This is a genomic window from Herbaspirillum hiltneri N3 (assembly GCF_001267925.1).
GTDB lineage: Bacteria > Pseudomonadota > Gammaproteobacteria > Burkholderiales > Burkholderiaceae_D > Herbaspirillum > Herbaspirillum hiltneri.
In genome coordinates this window covers 3,404,694-3,422,617 of the sequence record NZ_CP011409.1, presented here as the reverse complement: position 1 = coordinate 3,422,617, position 17,924 = coordinate 3,404,694, and the positions used below count along the sequence as shown (strand labels likewise).

Below are 17,924 nucleotides of genomic sequence, written 5' to 3'. Positions count from 1 at the left end.
TTTCATCGTCATTTGAATCCGCATCGCATTACGATGCCTCTCCATCCCGGATCCAGTCCCGGATCTGTTGCGCCACCCAATCCGGCTCGTCCAGGGTGAGGTCGTGTCCGCCGTTTTCATGTGCACGCAGCGGCGCTTGCCAGCGTTGTGCCAGCGTCCGGGAGCAGCGTGGATTGACCAGCCTGTCGCCCAGCCCGCACAAGACCAGCAAGTCTGCCGCCGGCGGCTGTTGCGGCGCCTCATAGCGCATCGCCGCCGACAACTGGCGCAAGGCGTTGGTGCGCGTCACCGGCTGTTCGCGCAGGTAGCGCATCCATTCGCTCAGCAGCCGCGCCGGCGGATGGCGGTTGCTGGTGAGGCGGAGAATGGCGCGTTCGCGCCAGGCATTGTCGTCCTTGCCGACGGCCAGGCGCAGCAGCGTCGCATAATTGCGCGGGCGCAGACGCTGGTAGAACGGACTGAACGGACGTAGGCTGGTGTTGATCAATACCGCTTTTTCAATCTCGCCGGCGTGGCGCGTCGCCCAATCGCAGGCCACCATGGCGCCGAGCGACAGCGCCAGCAAGTTATAGGGTGGGGCGATGCCGCGTTCCTGCAACTGTCGGCGGCAGGCTTCGCTCATGTGGTGTACGGAGTCGGGACTGCGCTGGCGATACAGGCTGCCGTTGCCGGGAAGATCAAGCATGACGATGTCGGCGGCCGGCACATGCGTCGCCAGAATTCGCGGAAAGTCCCCCCAGTGCCGCGTCTCGCGCATGAGGCCGCGCAACAGGATCCATGGCCTCATGCCGGCGTCACCCTGACCGGCGTGCTGCCGTCTTCGCTGGGCAGCCAGTGCTGATGGGCGCAAGCGGCGCGCGTGAGGAAGTCGAACCATACCAGGTGGCTACGCAGTACGCGTTGCAGCCGATGCGGCGCGTTGGGGTTGAACATGCCGGCGCGCGAGAAGAGTTGGCGCGGATTCTTCTTGACCCAGCGCCATGAGCCCATTTCCAGCGTCAGCGGCAGGAACACGTGGTCGGTCTCCGCAGCGGTCTGCAGATACAGGTAATCCCACAAATCGCCATGCGTCAGGTATTGCATGCTCTGCGGTTCGAACAGGTAATTGTGGTCGGCGTAGGTCTGGCTGAACAAGTCCTGGAGCGCCTGGATCTGCGGCATGTGGCGTATCGGTTGCGAGCTGTGCGCGAACGGAAACCAGATGCGATCCTGCAGGCCGAATCCCGAATGGCAATCGAGCGCGACACTGAATTTGCGGCTGCTCAGTTCCTGCCGCACGACATCGCACAATGCCTGCGCCTCGGCCTGCATCGGCGCGTCGGCCGGTCCGCGATACCACGGCAGGCGCGCGCTGAAACGCTGGCCGCCGAGCATGAAGGGGACTTTTTCCAGCGAGTCGACGGGCGCATTGCGCATCAGGTCGATGCCGTTGGCGTTGCAGCGGGTGTTGTTCCACATGCCGGCAGGATTGACCAGCGGCATGAAGATCAGGCGCACTGATTCGAGTTGATGGTGCAAGACCTTGTCCCACTTGAGACGGCCCAGCAGGCTGCGCAGAAAGGCCAGCAGGATCCGTGTGCCGATGCGCTCCAGCCCGTGCACGCCACCGAAGAATCCGACCGCAGGCGCTTGCGGATCGGTGCTGCCGATACTGAGTACGTACACCGGGAAATGGTGCCCCTGGAATTCGACGTTGCAGGCCGAGCGCGCTTCCAGCAGCGGCGCACCGGCCTGGATGATGCGTTCCAGTTCGATCAGTTCAGATAGCTTCAAATCCATGCGGCTGCCGGCTCCATAGGCACAACGTCATTATGCGGACTGCTGTCCGCAACTATTCTTGCACACAAATGCGGCGGCAAAATGACAAGGATGTTTCACGAGTGTGAAACGAGCGAGCAAAAAAAGGAGCCTGTGCCCACCATCATAGCGATGGCGAGGACAGGCCAAGAGGGGAAGAGCAAATGAAACTGCTTGCTACAGGAGACGACGGCGCTACAAAAATTCTTCGTGCCCGCACAAACCGGGCCGGTCAGGCAATCTTGGCCAGACGCACGGGTGGTTCTACTGCGTTCTTTTCTTCTTCAGCGGCGTGGACTTCATGCAGGTATTCGCTGAATTCCTTGCCCACTTCGGCGTGCTTGGCGCCCATCGCCACGGTGGCTTTCAGGTAGCCCAGCTTGGAGCCGCAATCGTAGCGCTTGCCTTCGTAGCGATAGGCGAGCACGGTTTCGTCGTGCATCAGATCGGCGATGCCGTCGGTCAGCTGGATCTCGCCGCCGGCGCCTTTGCCGATGTTTTCAAGGCGATCGAAGATGGCCGGGGTCAGCACATAGCGTCCGACCACGGCGAGCGTGGAGGGCGCCATGTCCGGCGCCGGCTTCTCGACGATGCCGCTGATGACGTCCAGGCGATCGCTGTGGGCGCTGCCGGGGTCCGTGCTGACGATGCCGTATTGCCGGGTGTCGTTGCGCGGCACGTCCTGCACCGCGAGCAGACTCTTCTGTTCGGTGTCGAATACGTCCAGCATCTGCGCCAGCACGTTCTTGCCGCCTTCGGGCGCGTCCATGAAATCGTCCGCCAGCACGACGGCGAAAGGCTCGTCGCCCACCAGCGATTTGGCGCACAGCACGGCGTGGCCCAGACCCAATGGCGCCGACTGGCGGATGTAGACGCAGTTGACGTGTTTGGGGATGACGTTGCGCGCAAATTCCAGCAGCTTGGTCTTGCCGGCCGCTTCCAGTTCGGTTTCGAGTTCGTAGGCCGTGTCGAAGTGGTCTTCGATGGCGCGCTTGTTGCGGCCGGTGATGAAGATCATTTCGGTAATGCCCGCTTCAACGGCTTCTTCGACGGCGTACTGGATCAGCGGCTTGTCGACGATGGGCAACATTTCTTTCGGCTGCGCTTTGGTGGCCGGCAAAAAGCGGCTGCCGAGACCCGCGACGGGGAAGACGGCTTTAGTGATTTTTTTCATGATGTTCCTGGCTGATTGAAGGAAGGACGAATATGGAGCGAATGCAAGGACATGCCGTCAAGATTTTTGTCTTGCCGACTGTCGCTGGCGCCGGGTCTTGTGCAGCGACACCAGCATCGCGCAGGAATGAAACAGCGGCGCCGCGCCGGGACAGGCCTGGCTTAGAAACCCGGCAGCGAGGAAAGGCCAGGAGCCGTCATCGCCAAAGCGATTGCTCAACCGATTGCCAAGGCGGTTATTGATCTGCGTTCGAACCTTGCGAAGTTGATGCATGGCGCTTCCCCGTTATTTAGTTGACGCCAGCATAAAAAATCCACCCGGTGTTTGGCTATAGGAAACATTCCTTTTGATTTGTAGGAATTCGAGAATGTAGGACAAGCCGCGAAGTCCCTGAACGCGTGCATTTGCCGCTTGTCCTACACGTGATTTGGCGGCTGTCCGATATTTCTGTTCCGGTCCTCCAAATAAGATTCTTGCAGCTGCCCGCCAACCGACCGGTTGCAGGCGGTGCTTAAAGAAAAATAACTTCGAAAGGAACATCATGTCTCATGGAATCATTGTCTGGCTGATCATCGGCGCGGTTGCAGGCTGGCTGGCCGGTGTACTGGTCAAGGGCGGCGGCTTCGGGCTGCTGGTCGATATCCTGGTCGGCATCGTCGGCGCGTTCATCGGCGGCTGGCTGGCCGGCTTGCTTGGCATCGGCATCGGCGGCGGCATCGCTGCATCCATCGTCACCGCCACCATCGGCGCGGTTGTTCTCTTGTTGATCTTGCGGCTTGTCCGGCGCGCTTAGAACGTGTTTACGATCTGTAGCGAGCGGCCCTCAGTTGTCGCTAAACGGCACGGAAACACCGGAATGTACATAAGTACATGAGGATGTTGAGTACCGTTTAGCGGCAAATCAGGAGCGCGCAGTAAGATCGCAAACACGTTCTCAGGCTGCCAGTCTGCGCGCCAGCACCTGCTTGCCTTGTTCGGCCAGGTCCCAGAACAGGCCCGCCATGACTTGCAGCGATTCGCGCGAGACGCTGGCAAGTATATGCTCGTTGGGCGCGTGCTGTGAGCAGGCCGGGTAGGAATGCGGCACCCACAGCGTGGGCAAGCCGAGCACGTCGGAGAATACGTCGTTGGGCAGCGATCCGCCGAGGTTGGGCAGCAGCGTCGGCTGCTTGCCGCTGGTTTCCTGCATCGACGCCAGACCCCAGCGCACCCACTCGTCATCAGGATTGAGGCGGGTGGCGGAAAACTGGATGCCCGACAGCGTCACTTCGACATCGGTATAGCCATGGGCATCGAGATACGAACGGATGTTGGCGATGAAATTGCGGTCGTCGCTGCCGACCACGAAACGGATCTGGCAATGTGCGTGGGCGTGACCGGGAATCGCATTGACCGGCGCTTCCGGATTGCCGGTCTTGAAGGCCAGCACTTCCAGTGTGTTCCAGCCGAACACGCGCTCGGCCGGCGTCATGCCGGGTTCGCCCCAGTCGGCATCGACTTCTGGATCATTGGGGCCGCCGCCGACTTCGACATCGCGCAGCGCGTGGCGCACGCTGTCGGGCAAGCCATCCGGCAACAGGCTGGGCACGCGGATGCGGCCCTTGCCGTCGACCAGGCAGGCAATCGCATTGGCCAGGCGCACGCCGGGGTTGCGCAGCAGGCCACCCCAGTTGCCGGAGTGGTGGCCGCCGTCGCGCGCGTTGACGCGCAGGTCGAAATTGCAGCCGCCGCGCGAGCCCAGGAACATGGTCGGCGTCGGCGCATTGACGCGCGGACCGTCGGAGGCGATGAAGAGATCCGACCTCAGTTTCTCGGCGTACTGTGCGGCGACTTCCTTGAGCCCCGGCGAACCGGCCTCTTCTCCCATTTCGAGGATGACCTTGACGTTGTAGCCGAGCTTGCCGCCGCGCAGTTTCAAGACCTCCGCCAGGGCGGCGAAATTGATGGTGTGCTGGGCCTTGTTGTCGGCGATGCCGCGACCGTACCAGCGGTCGCCTTCGACCACGATTTCCCAGGGCTTGAGTCCGGCGCGCCATTGATGGTCGTAGCCGCGCACGACATCGCCGTGGCCGTAGGTCAGCAGGGTAAAGGCAGCGCCTTCCTCGATGCGCTCGGCAAGCAGGAACGGCGTGCCGTCCGGCAGCGGATTGTCGATGATCTCGCAGTGGAAACCGAGGTCTTCCAGTTCGGGCTGGATTTCCAGTCGCAGGTAGTCGTACAGGATAGGCCTGCTTGCGGCTTCCTGGCTTTCGGTACGGATGGCGACGCGTTTTTGCAGTGCCTGCATGAAACGGCCATCGTCAAAATAGGCGCTCGCCTGCGCGATGGCTTGTGCTCTGCTCATGTTGCTTCTCCTGTGTAGTCGTCAATCATTTTTAATGTGGCCGGGCGCGGCCGGCTGCTCTCATTCGCTCGCCGCCAGCTCCGGAATGCCCAGGCCCGGCTCGGGCGTCAGCGCCGACGCCAGCAGCATGCGCGTGTAGGGATGTCCGGGAGCGGAGAAAATCTTTTCACGGGTTTCCAGTTCGACGATGCTGCCCTTGTGCATGACGGCGACGCGGTCGACCAGGTGTTCGACTACGCCCAGGTCATGGCTGATGAAGAGATAGGTCAGGCCGAACTCGGCCTTGAGGTCCAGCAGCAGATTGAGGATCTGCGCCTGCACCGAGACGTCCAGCGCCGACGTCGGTTCATCGCAGATCAGGATGTCCGGCTGCAGAATCAGGGCGCGCGCAATCGCAACGCGCTGGCGCTGGCCGCCGGACAGCTGGTTCGGATACTGGCCGTAAGTGCGCTCCGGCATGCCGACCAGGTCGAGGATCTTGCGCACCGCTTTTTGCCGGTCGGCGGAAGAGCCGACGCGATGCAGCCTGAGCGGCAGGCCGACAATCTCCGACACGGTCTTGCGCGGATTGAGCGAAGAATAGGGGTCCTGGAAGATCGGCTGGATGTGGCGTGCGTTGTCCTTGCGCAGCGTCGGATCGACTTCCTGGCCGTTGATCAGCACATTGCCGCTGCTCGGTTCGAGCAGACCCAGCAGCATCTTGGCCAGCGTGCTCTTGCCGCAACCCGACTCGCCGACCAGGCCTAGCGTCTCGCCGCGATACAAGCGCAGCGACACGTCGTTGACCGCCCTGATCTCGCCGGGCGCCTTGAACATGCCGCGCTTGAGCGCGTACACCTTGCCCAGTGAACATAGCTCGAGCGCAATGTCGCGGTCCGGCTGCGTGTCCGGTGGAGGCGCGGTCGGCGCTACGCCGGTATCGATGGTATTCATGCAGCCACCTCGTTCAATGGCATCGCTTGCGCAGCCGCGATCTTGTGGCAGCGCGCGTAGTGAGTCTTGCCGTCGGCCGCAGTGTTGAGCATCGGCGGCTCCTGTTCGCAAACAGCGTCGGCCAGCGTGCAGCGATTGCGGAAAGCGCAACCGCGGACCTCGCCGGTCAGGCTCGGCACCACGCCGGGAATCGCTTGCAGCCGGCTGCCCGGCGGCGTCTTGCCGCGCACCGGAATGCAGTTCAGCAAACCGCGCGTATAGGGATGCAGGGGCGCCGCGAACAGCTGCGCGACGTCGGTTGTCTCCACCACCTGGCCGGCGTACATCACGGCGACGCGATCGGCGATGCGCGAGACCACGCCGAGATCATGGGTGATGAACACCACGGCAGTGCCGAACTCGCGCTGCAGATCGCGGATCATGCGCAGGATCTGCGCCTGGATGGTGACGTCGAGCGCGGTTGTGGGCTCGTCGGCGATGATCAGGTCGGGACTGCACATCAGCGACATGGCGATCATCACGCGCTGGCGCAGCCCGCCCGATAGTTGATGCGGATATTGGCGCAGGCGGTCCTCGGCGTTGCCGATGCCGGTCCTGTGCAGTAAATAGATGGCGCGCTCGCGCGCTTCGGCGCGGGTGACGCCGGGGTGTTCCAGCATCGCCTCGCACAGCTGGTTGCCGAGCGTATAGGCCGGGTTGAGCGACGTCATCGGCTCCTGGAAGATCATCGCCATGCGCTGGCCGCGCAGCTGGTTGAGCTGTTTTTCCGTCAATCCCTGTAGCTCGACGCCGTCGAATGCGAGGCGGTCGGCCGTACAAATGGCCTTGCGCGGCAACAGTCCCATCAGCGCCAGGGAAGTCATCGACTTGCCGCAGCCGGATTCGCCGACCAGGCACAGCATTTCGCCGCGCCTGACATGGAAGTCGATGCCGCGCTCGATCGCGATGCCGGCCACCTGCAGCCGTTCAGCCAGCAACTTTTCATGCCGGTCCTGCGGGAAGATTTGCAGGAAAGGATAGGGCGTCAGGCCCTCGCCGATGGCGCCGAGCTGCACGTGCGCTCTGTGTTCGCCTTCGGTCCAGAGATTGAAGGCCTGGGCGCGATGCCCTTCGGCCAATACTGCATCGGCCAGGTCGAGCTGGCGGTACAGTTCCAGGGTGCGCGCCTGCACCACCAGTGCGCGCGACGCCGTGCCGGGCGCAGCGGCCTTGTCGAGGATGCGCACACGCACGCCGAACTTGTTGAGCCACAAGGCCAGCACCATGCCGGTAGGGCCGGCGCCGATGATCAATACTTCATGCTGTGCCATGGCAAACGCCTTTCAATGATGGCCGCTACGCATCGATATGCGCCACCAGCGGCAGATGGTCGGATGCGATGCGCGCCAGCGGGCTGGCATGTACATGCACCCGGCGCAGCCGGCGGCGCGGACTGATCCAGATGCGGTCGAGCGAAAACAGCGGCCAGCGCGCCGGAAAGGTGCGCGGTGCCGGCGCCGCCTCGAAGTGCGATACCAGCCAGCGCAGCGGACGTCCCCACACGAACCATTCGTTGACGTCGCCCATCAGGATCACCGGCATGCGATCGGTATCGAAGGCCTGCAGCAGTCGCCTGATCTGGTCGCGCCGCTCGGCAGGACGCAAGCCCAGATGCGTCGCCACTACGCGCAGCGGCTGGCCGTGGCAGTCGAGATCGGCATCGAGCGCACCGCGCGCTTCGCGGCTGCCGAACGACAAGTCGATGGCGCGTGTCGCAAGTACGGGATAGCGGCTCAGCACCGCATTGCCATAGCGGCGTTGAGGTACGTCTTCGGTCGGACCTTCGACGGCATGGAAGCCTGTGGCTTCCTGCAATACCTTCAGTACGTCGGGGCTGTTCGATCCTCCCAGCGGTACTTCCTGCAACGCGATCACGTCGGCGCCGATGTCGAGCAGCACACGTGCAATGCGTTCGGGCGCGAAGCGACCATCGGTCCCGATAGCGCTGTGGATATTGTACGTGGCGACGAGCAGCGGCCAAGGGCCGGCCGATGCCGTCTGCACCGGCGGCGCGAGCACGGCGGCGACCTGATTCATCGTGCGCTCGCAGGTTGCGGGGAAAGCAATTTCTGCAAGCCCAGCGCCATGCCGATCAGCAACACCCCCATGCCCGCCAGCAAGGCGATCGTCGCCAGGCTGGGATGGCGGATCGCTTCCGCCAGATTGTGGGCGAACGCGACCGTGACGACGATGCCGGGCGCCATCCCGAGAAAGGTGCCGATCAGGTAGTCGCGCAAGCCCAGGTGCGATACGCCGGCCACCACATTGGCGACCGTGAATGGCGCAACCGGCAACAGCCGGATCACTACCATGGCTGGAATGCCGCGCCGCGCAAAGCGTCGGCTCATGCTGTTGACACGGCGGCCAAGCAATTGCTGCAGCGTCTCGCGCCCCAGCCAGACACCGAAGCCGAAGCCTGCCAGCGCGCTCAGCAGCGATCCCGCCAATGCATACAGGACGCCATAGAACGGTCCGAACACAATGCCGGTCACTGCGATCAGCAAGGTCACGGGGAACATCAGCATGCCCGCCACGAGATACACCGCCATGACCGCCAGCGGCGTGAAGGGCAGCGCTTCCAGGCCGCGCGCCAGGGCGATCAGCGAACTGAGGTTGAGCCACTCGCGCAGCGGCGTGAAGCGCCATGCCACGGCCAGCGCCAACAGCAGGATACCGAACACGCCGAGACCGATCAGGCGGCGCGGCACCGGCTTGCGCGCATGGGCGGGCACGAACTGTGCAATGAGCTCATCGGGGTTGATCGGTGTTTCCGGATCGAACATCACCTTGTCCGGCATGATCGCTTCGATTTGCGGCAATACGACCGGATCGAGCGGGGCCATGGTGCGGCCTTCGCTTTGCAGGGAAGTGATGGCGGCATGCAGACTGGAACGGCCGGCGATTTCCTGTCTCACCGTTTGCGTGTCGACATTGAGATGCTCGGCCAGCAAGCGGTTGCGCATGTCGGCGATCGCGGTGCGGATACGTGCCTGCTGCGTGGCGTCGCCGTGGGCTTCGATGACGAGATTGCATTCGGTGTCATAAGCCATGGAACGGTTGCTCATGTTGGCCGAGCCGACGCAAAACAGATGATCGTCGACGGCGAACACCTTGCTGTGCACGTTGAGGCAGCCGTCTTGTTCGCTCGCCAGCCGGGGGCAATACATACGGTAGCGGCCGTGCTGATCGGCAGCTTTCAGGCGCTGGTGGATACGCGCGCGCAAATGTCCCATGGTGGCTTGCTCCAGCCAGCCGCTCTGGTTCTGCGGCGATACCACAACGACTTCCGGCGCATCTGCTTCAGCCAGGCGCGCTGCGAGCGCATCGTGCAGCACGTTGGACGTGAAGTATTGGTTCTCGAAGAACAATGCGTGCCGTGCGGCGGCGATGGCGTCGAGATAGAGCCGGCGGATTTCGTAGACGCCGGCGACGCCTTCGCGTTCCGGTTCGGTGCGTGCGATGCCGATCTCGACATCACTCAGGTCTGGTTCCACCCCGGCCGGCCAAAGATCGTCGCCACCGTCCGTCTTGTTCTGCGCCAGCGCGGCTTTGCAACCGGCGCGTGACCAGCGGGTGCGCGCCAGTTCGCCGAGGGCGGCGGCGGCTTCGCCATCGAGCATGGCCTGGACGTCGTGGAAAGGTCCATAAGCTTTGCCGTCGATGTCGCGACGCAACGGCTGGTCGGGCGCATGTTCCGGCGTGTCCCAGCGATTGCGGGTGAGGTCGATGCCGCCGGCAAATGCCAGCTTGTCATCGACCACGACAATTTTCTGATGATGCGAAGCGCCGACCGGATGACTCGCATCCATGTGGAAATACAGTCTGCGCCGTCTGCGCCAGCCATGTTTGTAGGCCGGCGGCCACTCGCGCTCAAGCGCGTACAGCATGGCGAAATCCCAATTGAGAATATAGACGTGCAGTTGCGGCCGCTCTTCAATCAACGCATTGAGAAAGTCGCCCAACCCTTCGGGATAGCCGTCGCTGGCGCCGCCCGGCATCAACCGCATGCGGCTGTCGATATCCCAGCCCAGAATGAATACGCTGTGCCGTGCCTGCCGCAGTGCGGAACGTACGGCGCTGAAATAGGCATCGGCGTCGATCAGCAGCTTGAAACGGCGCGCCGGTGCAACGCGCCAGCAGTTGCGGCCCGGTGTGAGCAGGCGGGGTCCGGATAGCGCTGGCTCGGTATGCATGAAATCCATCGGCCTTTCGGTTATGCCGGCAGCGCGGTCTGCGGCTGCACAGTGCGATAAAGGATTTTCAGCGTAGATCGGACACCTATGCCGGGGTATCGGCGAATGCCCTTTTCCAAAGTCAGACAAAAAGGAAGCCGCCTCCTGAGGGAGGCGTCAACTGTTGCAGTTCCGGAACCCTCGCCAGGCAGCGGGCGGCAACGATCTCTTGATCTCTTCGGCTTCTCAACGCGCCTCTGCCGCATCGCGCACATGCGCAGCAAAACCCGTCACCCCAGGTGCAATGTCCTCGCGCAGCGTCAGCGCCGGAATAGCGTAGTCGCCGGCGTTCTGTGGCCGGAAGGCGATCGGCGTGGTGCTCTCCAGCTTGTCGAGACGTTCGCCGAGCGCTGTCCGGATGCCGGCGTAGCGCGCCGCGTCGATCTTGCCGGTACGGTACACCACGAACGGCGGCAGTACTTCAAAGCCGGGGTAATACAGGATGCCATGGTGGATAGGGAACAGCAGGTCGTCGATCGGCCCGTTGATGCCGCGTGCTGCATAGTGCGACTCCCAGCCGCCGGTGGTCACGATCACCATCGCGCGCTTGCCCGCCAGCGTGCCTTCGCCGAAACGGTCTCCCCAGTGCGCATCGGAATGTTCGCCGACGCCATAGGCGAAGCCGTAAGCGTATACGCGTTCCACCCAGCCCTTCATGATGGCTGGCATCGAATACCACCACAGCGGAAATTGCAGTATCACCGTGTCGGCCCAGCGCAGCTTGTCCTGCTCGCGCACGATGTCCTCGCTTTGCAGGCCGTTCTCGAAGGCGTGCATCGACGCCAGCGATGCATCGAAGCGCTCACCGGTGCGCGGCGCCAGGCTGTCGTCGGCATCGATCGGTGCTTTCCAGTTCATCGCGTACAGGTCGGACACCTGCACGGCGTGGCCGGCCTCTTTCAGGCGGGCGACGGCGAAATCCTTTAGCGAACCGTTGAGCGATCGCGGTTCGGGATGGGCGTACACAATCAGGATATTCATGGCGGGCTTTCAAAGAAAGAAGAAGCGCCCAGCTTAGGTCTGCCTCAGGTATATTGGAAATGAATTTCTGATATTGCAGGTATTGCGAAAGCTGATCATGAACAAACTGCGGCAACTCGATCTCAATCTGCTGGTGACGCTGGACGTGCTGCTGTCCGAGCACAACGTGACGCGTGCAGCGCAGCGGCTGAATTTTTCTCAACCCTCGGTCAGCGTTCATCTGGCCAAGCTGCGCGAGATATTCGGCGACCCCTTGTTGCTGCCGGGACCGCGCGGCATGCAGCCAACCGCACGCGCCGAAGAATTGCGGATACCCTTGCGCGACGCCTTGCAGGCGCTTGAACGCGCGGTGGCGCCGGGAGGCGGATTCGACCCCGCCAGCGCGGACAATACCTGGCGCATTGCCGCCACCGATGCCACCGAAACGGCAGTGTTGCTACCGGCCTTGCCCGGTTTGCGCGCGGCTGCGCCGGGCACGCGCCTGGCGGTGGTCGAGCTGGCGCCTGCGCGCATTGCGCGGCAGGCGGAACAGGGCGAAATCGACCTGGCCTTCCACACCACCGATGACGCGCCGCCCGGCATGCGCCAGCGCGTGCTGTTTCGGGAGCACTATGTCCTGGTCGGGCGCAGCGGCCATCCCAAACTCCGGCGCAAACCGACAGCGGCGCAGTTCTGCACACTGGAGCACGTGATCGTGTCGCCGGATGGCGGCGGTTTTCGCGGCGTTACCGACGAGGCGCTGGCTGCGGCCGGACTGACGCGTCGCGTGGTGTTGTCGGTACCGCATTTCCTGTTCATGATGTCGGTGCTGGCCAATACCGACCTGGTCGCCATGCTGCCGTCGCGGCTGCTGCGCGGGTCGGCTGCGCTGCAGGTGGTCGAACCTCCTGTCGACGTCGCCGGGTATGACATGGCGATGCTATGGCATGAGCGCTCGCATCGGGATCCTGCGCACCAATGGCTACGCGAGCATCTTGCGGATTCTGTGTAGTTCCTCGCTGCCGGCGACTACAGCGTGCTTCCTGTTGTCCTACATTTCAATCAGTGTTTCTCAACCTACTCATTGTGATGGCGTTTGTGGATACTCCTGAATCGCAGGATGGTTTTTTTAACAATCTTCCAGCGATCCTCGCGGGGGATCATGCATCGTCATAAGGCGTCATGAAGCGCGAGGTACAGGGTTCGGCAGGGCGGAAAATATCTACCGGGACAAGCTCTTGGACACCAACAATAAAGAACCAATGGCGATTGACGCTGCGGATGCCAGTGCGCCGCGCGTCGCATTTGACCTGCAGTTGCGGCTTCTCGGCGCTTTGCTCGCCCTGTGCATCCTGACGTCGCTGGCGCTGTTGAGCGTGCTCGGTTTTGTCCAGTGGCGCACGCTGCACGAACAGGCCGCGTTGTCCGCCGCGCGCGCCACCGTGGTTGCCAAGGAGCATGCCGACAAGGTGTTTGAACTGAATGCGGCGCTCAAGGGGCGGGTCGAAGATGCGCTCGTCGGGATGAGTGAAGAGAGCATCCGCGCCGGTGAAAAGAATATCCATACGAAATTGCGCCGCATGATTGCCGGCTTGCCGCAAGTCATCGCCGTGGCCGTCGTCGACAAGAACGGCGACGTGCTGGCTCATAGCCGTGACTATCCGGCGCCGCCGATCTCGATTGCGGACCGCGATTATTTCATCGCGCTCAAAGAAGGCAAGCAAGAGTCGGTCTCGCCGATTGTGGTCGGACGGCGGACGATGCAACCGATGTTTACCGATGGCGTGGCGCGGCGATCCGAAGATGGAGAATTCCAGGGAATCATCCTGGTGTCGCTGGACCCCAATTATTTCCTGTCGTTCTACGAAGAAATGCTCCCTGGGGAAATGCATCAGTCCCTGTCGCTGGTGCGGCAGGATGGCGCAATCCTGGTGCGCTATCCGAAAATGCCGAAAGTGATGGCCGTCGTGCCGCCGTCCGCGCCATTCTTTCTCGGCATCGGGGCAGATCCGATCTCGGGCGCTCTGACGGGTGTCTCGCCGCTGGACGGCACCAAAAAAATCATCGCTTACCGGCGTGTCGCCAACCACGACCTCTATGTCGTTTCGGCAGGTTCGCTTTCCCACGTGTGGAATTCCTGGCTTTCCTATATGGCGCTGGCGGCGGGTTTGCTGCTGGTGCCGAGCGGCTTGCTGTGCGGAATCATCATTTTTTCCATCCGCAAGGTCAAGGATCAGCGCATTGCCTGGGCGCATTGGCGCCATGAGTTCACCTTGCGCCACAAGGCGGAATCCACGCTGCGCGAATCGCAGAAATTCGAAGCGCTCGGCAAACTGCTGGGCCGCGTGGCGCACGATTTCAACAATTGCCTGATGGTGGTCACGACCGGCATCCAGATCATCCGCCTCAAGCGCATCGCCGGCGTCGAGAAGCAGATCGACGCCATTGAACGCGCGGTCAACGGCGGCCAGCAACTGACGCGGCAATTGCTGGGCGTCAGCCGCCGTCAGCCGCTCAAGCCGGAAGTATTCCTGCTGCAGACGCGCATGTCCGAGTGGCAGACCTTGCTGCTCAATCCGATCGGCGCGGAGCGCTGCACCATCATCGTGGAGCCCGACACCTGGCCGGTCTGCGTCGATCCGATCGAATTGCAGCTGGCGCTGATCAACGTGCTCATGAATGCGCGCGACGCCAGTCCTTCAGAGGGCAAGATCACGCTGCAGATCGGCAACGTCCTCAAGCGCAATGACCAGCAGACGCATGATTATTTTGTCCGCCTGGCCGTCATCGATCACGGCGTCGGCATGTCGGAGAGTGCGCGCCGGCAGGCATTCGATCCGCTGTTTACGACCAAGGAAGCCGGCAAGGGAACCGGGCTGGGATTATCGCAGGTGCAGAATTTTTCACGCGCAGCCGGCGGCCATGTCGAACTGGAAAGCACGCTTGGCGTCGGCACCACGGTATCCATCTTCCTGCCGGCCGCCGAAGGAGCGTCGCAAACGCCGGAGCAAGCCGTGGCGCCTGCGGCGATGAAGCCGCTAAAGCTGCTGCTGGTCGAAGATAACCTGGACGTTGCCGACGGCATCATCACGCTGCTGCAGACGGCCGGACACACGGTCACGCACATGAAGAACGCGATGGATGCGGAGCAATTCCTGCTGGACAACCAGGTCGAGCTGGTGATCTCCGACATCCACATGCCGGGAGGCATCACCGGCATCGCGCTGGCGAAGAAGCTGAAACTGTCGCACCCGGCGCTGCCGGTGATCCTCATCAGCGGCTATGCCGAAGACCTGCAGTCGGCGATGAAGAGCGGCTTCAAGGTGGTGTCGAAGCCGTTCTCGCTGGAGAGCATCAATCGGCATTTGCAGATTGACGCCGATCAAAAGGGATGAGGAGCGCAGCACGGCGACGGCCGCCCCCGGAATGGCCTATCATGAGAGCTGATTCATAATACGGCCGGACAAACGCGAACCGGGAAAAACCAAGCATGAAGAATCTGCCGCCCACCGCCACCTTGCGCGCGTTTGAAGTCGCGACACGGCATGCGACTTTCACCTCCGCTTCCGAAGAGTTGCATGTCACCCAGAGCGCGGTCAGCCATCAGCTGAAGAGTCTTGAAGAGACATGGGGATTGCAGTTGTTCAAGCGGGGCAAGACCTTGAGCCTGACTCCCGCAGGTGCGGCGCTCGCCCCCATCGTCCGGGAATTCTTCATGAACCTGGAAGCGACGCTGGCCGATTTGCGGGTGCAGGAAGGCAAGGTCCGGCTCAAGGTCAGCACCACTTATTCCTTCGCGCTGAAATGGCTGCTGCCCAGGTTGCCGGGCTTGTCGCAGCAGCATCCGGAATTGCTGGTTTCGCTGGAAACAACCGACACTGCCATCAATTTCAGGCCGACCGAGCCCGATGTGGCGATTCGCTTCGGCACCGGGAATTATCCCGGGCTGTATTCGGAATTCCTGTTCAGGGAACAGATTTTTCCGGTTGCCAGTCCCGATCTCCTGCAGCGCCTCGGGACGCCGCGCAAGCCCGCCGATCTTTTGCGCTATCCGCTGTTGATGCGGGCCGGCGCGGATCTGGTGCCTAAGTGGGAGCATTGGTTCCAGCAAGTGGGCGTCAGCATGTCGACGCTCAAGGAAAACGTCCGCTTCGCGGATACCAACATGACGATCGAGGCGGCGTTGCTGGGGCAGGGCGTGGCGCTGGCGCGCAGCGGACATGTGGAACATGAACTGGCCGACGGCAGCCTGATCAGACTGTTCAAGCTGCCGTTCCCGTCTCCCATGGCCTACTACTTCGTCTGTCCGAAAGGCGTGGAATCCCAGCCCCATGTCGTCAGCTTCCGCGACTGGCTCCTGGCGGAGTCCGGCGCAGCCCTGCAAAGCTATTGATCGTTGGTCCATTGATCATGCATGAGAATTTACTCATGCCGCAATGAGGAGACTTCGCTTTAGTTTCCGCGCGTGCGTGCTTACCATGGCGCATGCCTTTTCACCTCGTCCTTCTGATCCTTTTTGCGGCGCTTCTGCATGCCGGCTGGAATGCGCTCCTGCGCGGCGGTGCCGACCGTCTCTGGTCAATGACGGTGATGTGCGTGGCGGTCGCGATCGCCAGCGCCGCAGTCGCCGTGTCAGCCGCACCGCCGGCCAGGGCGAGCTGGGTGTACGCGGTGCTTTCGGCACTGCTGCATGTCGGCTACAACCTGTTCCTCGTCAAGAGCTATCAGGCCGGGGACCTCGGGAAAACCTATCCGATTGCGCGCGGATCCTCTCCCATACTGGTGACCATCGGTGCGGCGCTGTTCGCCGGTGAACAGGTGGGCGCCGCGGCTTTGCTGGGCGTTGTCCTGGTGTCGGGCGGCATCGTTTCCCTGGCCTTCAAAGGACGCAAGCTTGCGGCGCCGAGCCTGCCGTATGCGCTGGGAACCGGATGTTTCATCGCCGCCTACAGCGTGGTGGACGGCATCGGCGTGCGCCTGTCCGGCGCCCCGATAGCCTATACGGCCTGGATGTGCGTGCTGTGGGGTTTCCTGATGCCGGCGGTGTATGCCGGCCGTCGCGGCGCAGCCAGCCTGTTTGCGATCCGGCCCGGATTCTTCACTGCTTTCGCGGGCGGGCTGGTGTCATTGCTGGCGTACGGAATTGTCATCTACGCCATGTCCGGCGCACCCATGGGCGCGGTCTCGGCATTGCGCGAAACCAGCGTGCTGTTCGCGGCATTGATCGGCTATTTCTTCCTGGGCGAAGCGTTGACCGTCCCGAAACTGCTTGCCTGCGCGGCGATTGCCGCCGGCACCATTCTTATCGGCTGACCGTCCGTCCTGCCGGTAGCACTCAACATCACTTCATGGAGGTTCGTACAATGAATACCGTCTCGCCCGCACCCGTCATTCTGATCACCGGCGGCAGCCGTGGCATGGGCGCCGCCACTGCGCGGCTGGCCGCAGCGCAAGGCTACGATGTGGCGATCAGCTATGTCCAGGACGAATCCGCAGCCCTGGCAGTGGTGTCGGACGTCGAAGCGGCCGGACGCCGGGCCTTGCCGGTGCGTGCCGACAGCGCCGATCCGGAGCAGGTCGCCCGGCTGTTCGCCGGCATCGACCGGGAATTCGGCCGTATCGATGTGCTGGTCAACAACGCGGCAATACTGCAGCGGCAGTCGAGGCTGGAAGACATCGGCTTCGAGCGGATGCAGCGCATCTTCGCCGTCAACGCGATCGGTCCCATGCTGTGCGCTCAGCAGGCGATCAGGCGCATGTCCTATCGCCACCAGGGGCGAGGCGGCGCGGTGATCAATATTTCATCGGCGTCGGCGCGGCTTGGCAGTCCTAACGAATATGTGGATTACGCCGCCTCCAAGGGCGCGCTGGAAACCTTCACCACGGGCCTGGCCAGGGAAGTCGCGCGGGAAGGGATACGCGTCAACTGCATCCGCCCCGGGCACATTTATACCGACATGCATGCCAGCGGCGGCGAGCCGGGACGGGTGGATCGCGTCAAGGATTCGATTCCGATGGGAAGAGGCGGCCAGCCGGAAGAAGTGGCGCGCGCGGTGCTGTGGCTGGCCAGCGCGGAGGCTTCCTTTACCACCGGCACTTTCCTTGATGTCACCGGGGGGAAATGAGGATGCGAGAAGACGCAGCGTAAACATTCGCGCAATCCCGGCCAGAGTCGCTGCTATAATGCGTTCCTTTTCCGGTCTCCTGCGCCGGAAACACCCAAGGCCTGAGTGGTGAAATTGGTAGACACAGCGGACTTAAAATCCGCCGCTTACCTGGAAAGGGGCGTACCGGTTCGATTCCGGTCTCAGGCACCAAAAGCTGTTTTCGGCAAGTCAGAATAAATCCGCAATCAAATCCAGAAGCTCGCCAGAAATTCGCCAGAAGTCTGTACGTCTTGCGCGCGTGTTGTTGTCCCGACGCTGTTCCTCCCCTTGGCCCTTGC

General features: G+C 62.5%; 17 protein-coding genes and 1 tRNA gene. 7 read left to right on the top strand and 11 right to left on the bottom strand.

The window, feature by feature from the left end; all coding sequences use genetic code 11:
• Positions 1–28: 28 nt before the first annotated feature.
• The 5 genes from F506_RS15605 to F506_RS23190 all read right to left on the bottom strand — a co-directional run bounded on the left by F506_RS15605 (position 29) and on the right by F506_RS23190 (position 3,514).
• Positions 29–787: an alpha/beta fold hydrolase gene (locus F506_RS15605; RefSeq protein ID WP_053198895.1), complete on the bottom strand. Its 759-nt coding sequence runs from the start codon at positions 785–787 to the stop codon at positions 29–31.
• A complete protein-coding gene (locus F506_RS15600) occupies positions 784–1,779 on the bottom strand; it encodes a M14 family zinc carboxypeptidase (RefSeq protein ID WP_053198893.1) in 996 nt (331 codons plus the stop codon). Before F506_RS15600 ends, F506_RS15605 begins: the two co-directional genes overlap by 4 nt.
• Positions 1,780–2,029: 250 nt before the next feature.
• Positions 2,030–2,971 (bottom strand): UTP--glucose-1-phosphate uridylyltransferase GalU, encoded by a 942-nt coding sequence (galU, locus tag F506_RS15595; protein WP_053198892.1) that lies wholly within the window; start codon positions 2,969–2,971, stop codon positions 2,030–2,032.
• A gap of 57 nt (positions 2,972–3,028) precedes the next feature.
• Complete coding sequence (locus tag F506_RS23195; protein WP_144424071.1) at positions 3,029–3,244, bottom strand: hypothetical protein; 216 nt, start codon at positions 3,242–3,244, stop codon at positions 3,029–3,031.
• 12 nt (positions 3,245–3,256) lie between these two features.
• On the bottom strand, positions 3,257–3,514 hold the full coding sequence (locus F506_RS23190; protein WP_144424070.1) for a hypothetical protein: 258 nt from the start codon (positions 3,512–3,514) through the stop codon (positions 3,257–3,259).
• On the opposite strand from F506_RS23190, the gene F506_RS15590 reads away from it, so the two are divergent.
• On the top strand, positions 3,513–3,764 hold the full coding sequence (locus tag F506_RS15590; RefSeq protein ID WP_053198890.1) for a GlsB/YeaQ/YmgE family stress response membrane protein: 252 nt from the start codon (positions 3,513–3,515) through the stop codon (positions 3,762–3,764). The genes F506_RS23190 and F506_RS15590 overlap by 2 nt on opposite strands.
• A 141-nt stretch (positions 3,765–3,905) precedes the next feature.
• On the opposite strand, the gene F506_RS15585 is transcribed toward F506_RS15590, so the two are convergent.
• The 6 genes from F506_RS15585 to F506_RS15560 all read right to left on the bottom strand — a co-directional run bounded on the left by F506_RS15585 (position 3,906) and on the right by F506_RS15560 (position 11,500).
• Entirely contained in the window at positions 3,906–5,315 is a 1,410-nt protein-coding gene (locus F506_RS15585; RefSeq protein WP_053195555.1) for a M20 family metallopeptidase, read from the bottom strand.
• A gap of 60 nt (positions 5,316–5,375) precedes the next feature.
• Complete coding sequence (locus tag F506_RS15580; protein WP_053195556.1) at positions 5,376–6,248, bottom strand: ATP-binding cassette domain-containing protein; 873 nt, start codon at positions 6,246–6,248, stop codon at positions 5,376–5,378.
• The gene (locus F506_RS15575) at positions 6,245–7,558 is read right to left on the bottom strand and encodes an oligopeptide/dipeptide ABC transporter ATP-binding protein (RefSeq protein WP_083457939.1); all 1,314 of its coding nucleotides are present in this window, start codon (positions 7,556–7,558) and stop codon (positions 6,245–6,247) included. Before F506_RS15575 ends, F506_RS15580 begins: the two co-directional genes overlap by 4 nt.
• A 25-nt stretch (positions 7,559–7,583) precedes the next feature.
• Complete coding sequence (locus tag F506_RS15570) at positions 7,584–8,324, bottom strand: endonuclease/exonuclease/phosphatase family protein (RefSeq protein ID WP_053198888.1); 741 nt, start codon at positions 8,322–8,324, stop codon at positions 7,584–7,586.
• Complete coding sequence (locus tag F506_RS15565; RefSeq protein WP_200907676.1) at positions 8,321–10,480, bottom strand: VTT domain-containing protein; 2,160 nt, start codon at positions 10,478–10,480, stop codon at positions 8,321–8,323. Before F506_RS15565 ends, F506_RS15570 begins: the two co-directional genes overlap by 4 nt.
• A 225-nt stretch (positions 10,481–10,705) precedes the next feature.
• Positions 10,706–11,500 (bottom strand): NAD(P)H-dependent oxidoreductase, encoded by a 795-nt coding sequence (locus F506_RS15560; protein ID WP_053198886.1) that lies wholly within the window; start codon positions 11,498–11,500, stop codon positions 10,706–10,708.
• A 97-nt stretch (positions 11,501–11,597) separates the two neighbouring features.
• On the opposite strand from F506_RS15560, the gene F506_RS15555 reads away from it, so the two are divergent.
• The 6 genes from F506_RS15555 to F506_RS15530 all read left to right on the top strand — a co-directional run bounded on the left by F506_RS15555 (position 11,598) and on the right by F506_RS15530 (position 17,796).
• The gene (locus tag F506_RS15555) at positions 11,598–12,491 is read left to right on the top strand and encodes a LysR family transcriptional regulator (RefSeq protein ID WP_053201696.1); all 894 of its coding nucleotides are present in this window, start codon (positions 11,598–11,600) and stop codon (positions 12,489–12,491) included.
• A gap of 226 nt (positions 12,492–12,717) precedes the next feature.
• Positions 12,718–14,874 carry a hybrid sensor histidine kinase/response regulator gene (locus tag F506_RS15550; RefSeq protein ID WP_053198884.1) on the top strand — a complete coding sequence of 719 codons (2,157 nt, stop codon included), beginning with the start codon at positions 12,718–12,720 and terminating at the stop codon, positions 14,872–14,874.
• Between the two features lie 95 nt (positions 14,875–14,969).
• Positions 14,970–15,872: a transcriptional regulator GcvA gene (gene gcvA / locus F506_RS15545; RefSeq protein WP_053198882.1), complete on the top strand. Its 903-nt coding sequence runs from the start codon at positions 14,970–14,972 to the stop codon at positions 15,870–15,872.
• A gap of 92 nt (positions 15,873–15,964) precedes the next feature.
• The gene (locus F506_RS15540) at positions 15,965–16,792 is read left to right on the top strand and encodes an EamA family transporter (protein WP_053198880.1); all 828 of its coding nucleotides are present in this window, start codon (positions 15,965–15,967) and stop codon (positions 16,790–16,792) included.
• 50 nt (positions 16,793–16,842) lie between these two features.
• On the top strand, positions 16,843–17,604 hold the full coding sequence (locus F506_RS15535) for a glucose 1-dehydrogenase (protein WP_053198877.1): 762 nt from the start codon (positions 16,843–16,845) through the stop codon (positions 17,602–17,604).
• A gap of 99 nt (positions 17,605–17,703) precedes the next feature.
• Positions 17,704–17,796 (top strand) — tRNA-Leu (locus tag F506_RS15530).
• Positions 17,797–17,924: the final 128 nt, after the last annotated feature.

Excerpts from the sequence above, each read along its gene's own strand:
- F506_RS15590 (WP_053198890.1), top strand. The coding sequence starts at position 3,513 with ATGTCTCATGGAATCATTGTCTGGCTGATCATCGGCGCGGTTGCAGGC.
- F506_RS23190 (WP_144424070.1), bottom strand. The coding sequence starts at position 3,514 with ATGATGTTCCTTTCGAAGTTATTTTTCTTTAAGCACCGCCTGCAACCG.
- galU (WP_053198892.1), bottom strand. The coding sequence starts at position 2,971 with ATGAAAAAAATCACTAAAGCCGTCTTCCCCGTCGCGGGTCTCGGCAGC.
- F506_RS15535 (WP_053198877.1), top strand. The coding sequence starts at position 16,843 with ATGAATACCGTCTCGCCCGCACCCGTCATTCTGATCACCGGCGGCAGC.
- F506_RS15560 (WP_053198886.1), bottom strand. The coding sequence starts at position 11,500 with ATGAATATCCTGATTGTGTACGCCCATCCCGAACCGCGATCGCTCAAC.
- F506_RS15540 (WP_053198880.1), top strand. The coding sequence starts at position 15,965 with ATGCCTTTTCACCTCGTCCTTCTGATCCTTTTTGCGGCGCTTCTGCAT.
- F506_RS15580 (WP_053195556.1), bottom strand. The coding sequence starts at position 6,248 with ATGAATACCATCGATACCGGCGTAGCGCCGACCGCGCCTCCACCGGAC.
- F506_RS15565 (WP_200907676.1), bottom strand. The coding sequence starts at position 10,480 with ATGCATACCGAGCCAGCGCTATCCGGACCCCGCCTGCTCACACCGGGC.
- F506_RS15605 (WP_053198895.1), bottom strand. The coding sequence starts at position 787 with ATGAGGCCATGGATCCTGTTGCGCGGCCTCATGCGCGAGACGCGGCAC.
- F506_RS15555 (WP_053201696.1), top strand. The coding sequence starts at position 11,598 with ATGAACAAACTGCGGCAACTCGATCTCAATCTGCTGGTGACGCTGGAC.
- F506_RS15600 (WP_053198893.1), bottom strand. The coding sequence starts at position 1,779 with ATGGATTTGAAGCTATCTGAACTGATCGAACTGGAACGCATCATCCAG.
- F506_RS23195 (WP_144424071.1), bottom strand. The coding sequence starts at position 3,244 with ATGCATCAACTTCGCAAGGTTCGAACGCAGATCAATAACCGCCTTGGC.
- gcvA (WP_053198882.1), top strand. The coding sequence starts at position 14,970 with ATGAAGAATCTGCCGCCCACCGCCACCTTGCGCGCGTTTGAAGTCGCG.
- F506_RS15585 (WP_053195555.1), bottom strand. The coding sequence starts at position 5,315 with ATGAGCAGAGCACAAGCCATCGCGCAGGCGAGCGCCTATTTTGACGAT.
- F506_RS15575 (WP_083457939.1), bottom strand. The coding sequence starts at position 7,558 with ATGGCACAGCATGAAGTATTGATCATCGGCGCCGGCCCTACCGGCATG.
- F506_RS15570 (WP_053198888.1), bottom strand. The coding sequence starts at position 8,324 with ATGAATCAGGTCGCCGCCGTGCTCGCGCCGCCGGTGCAGACGGCATCG.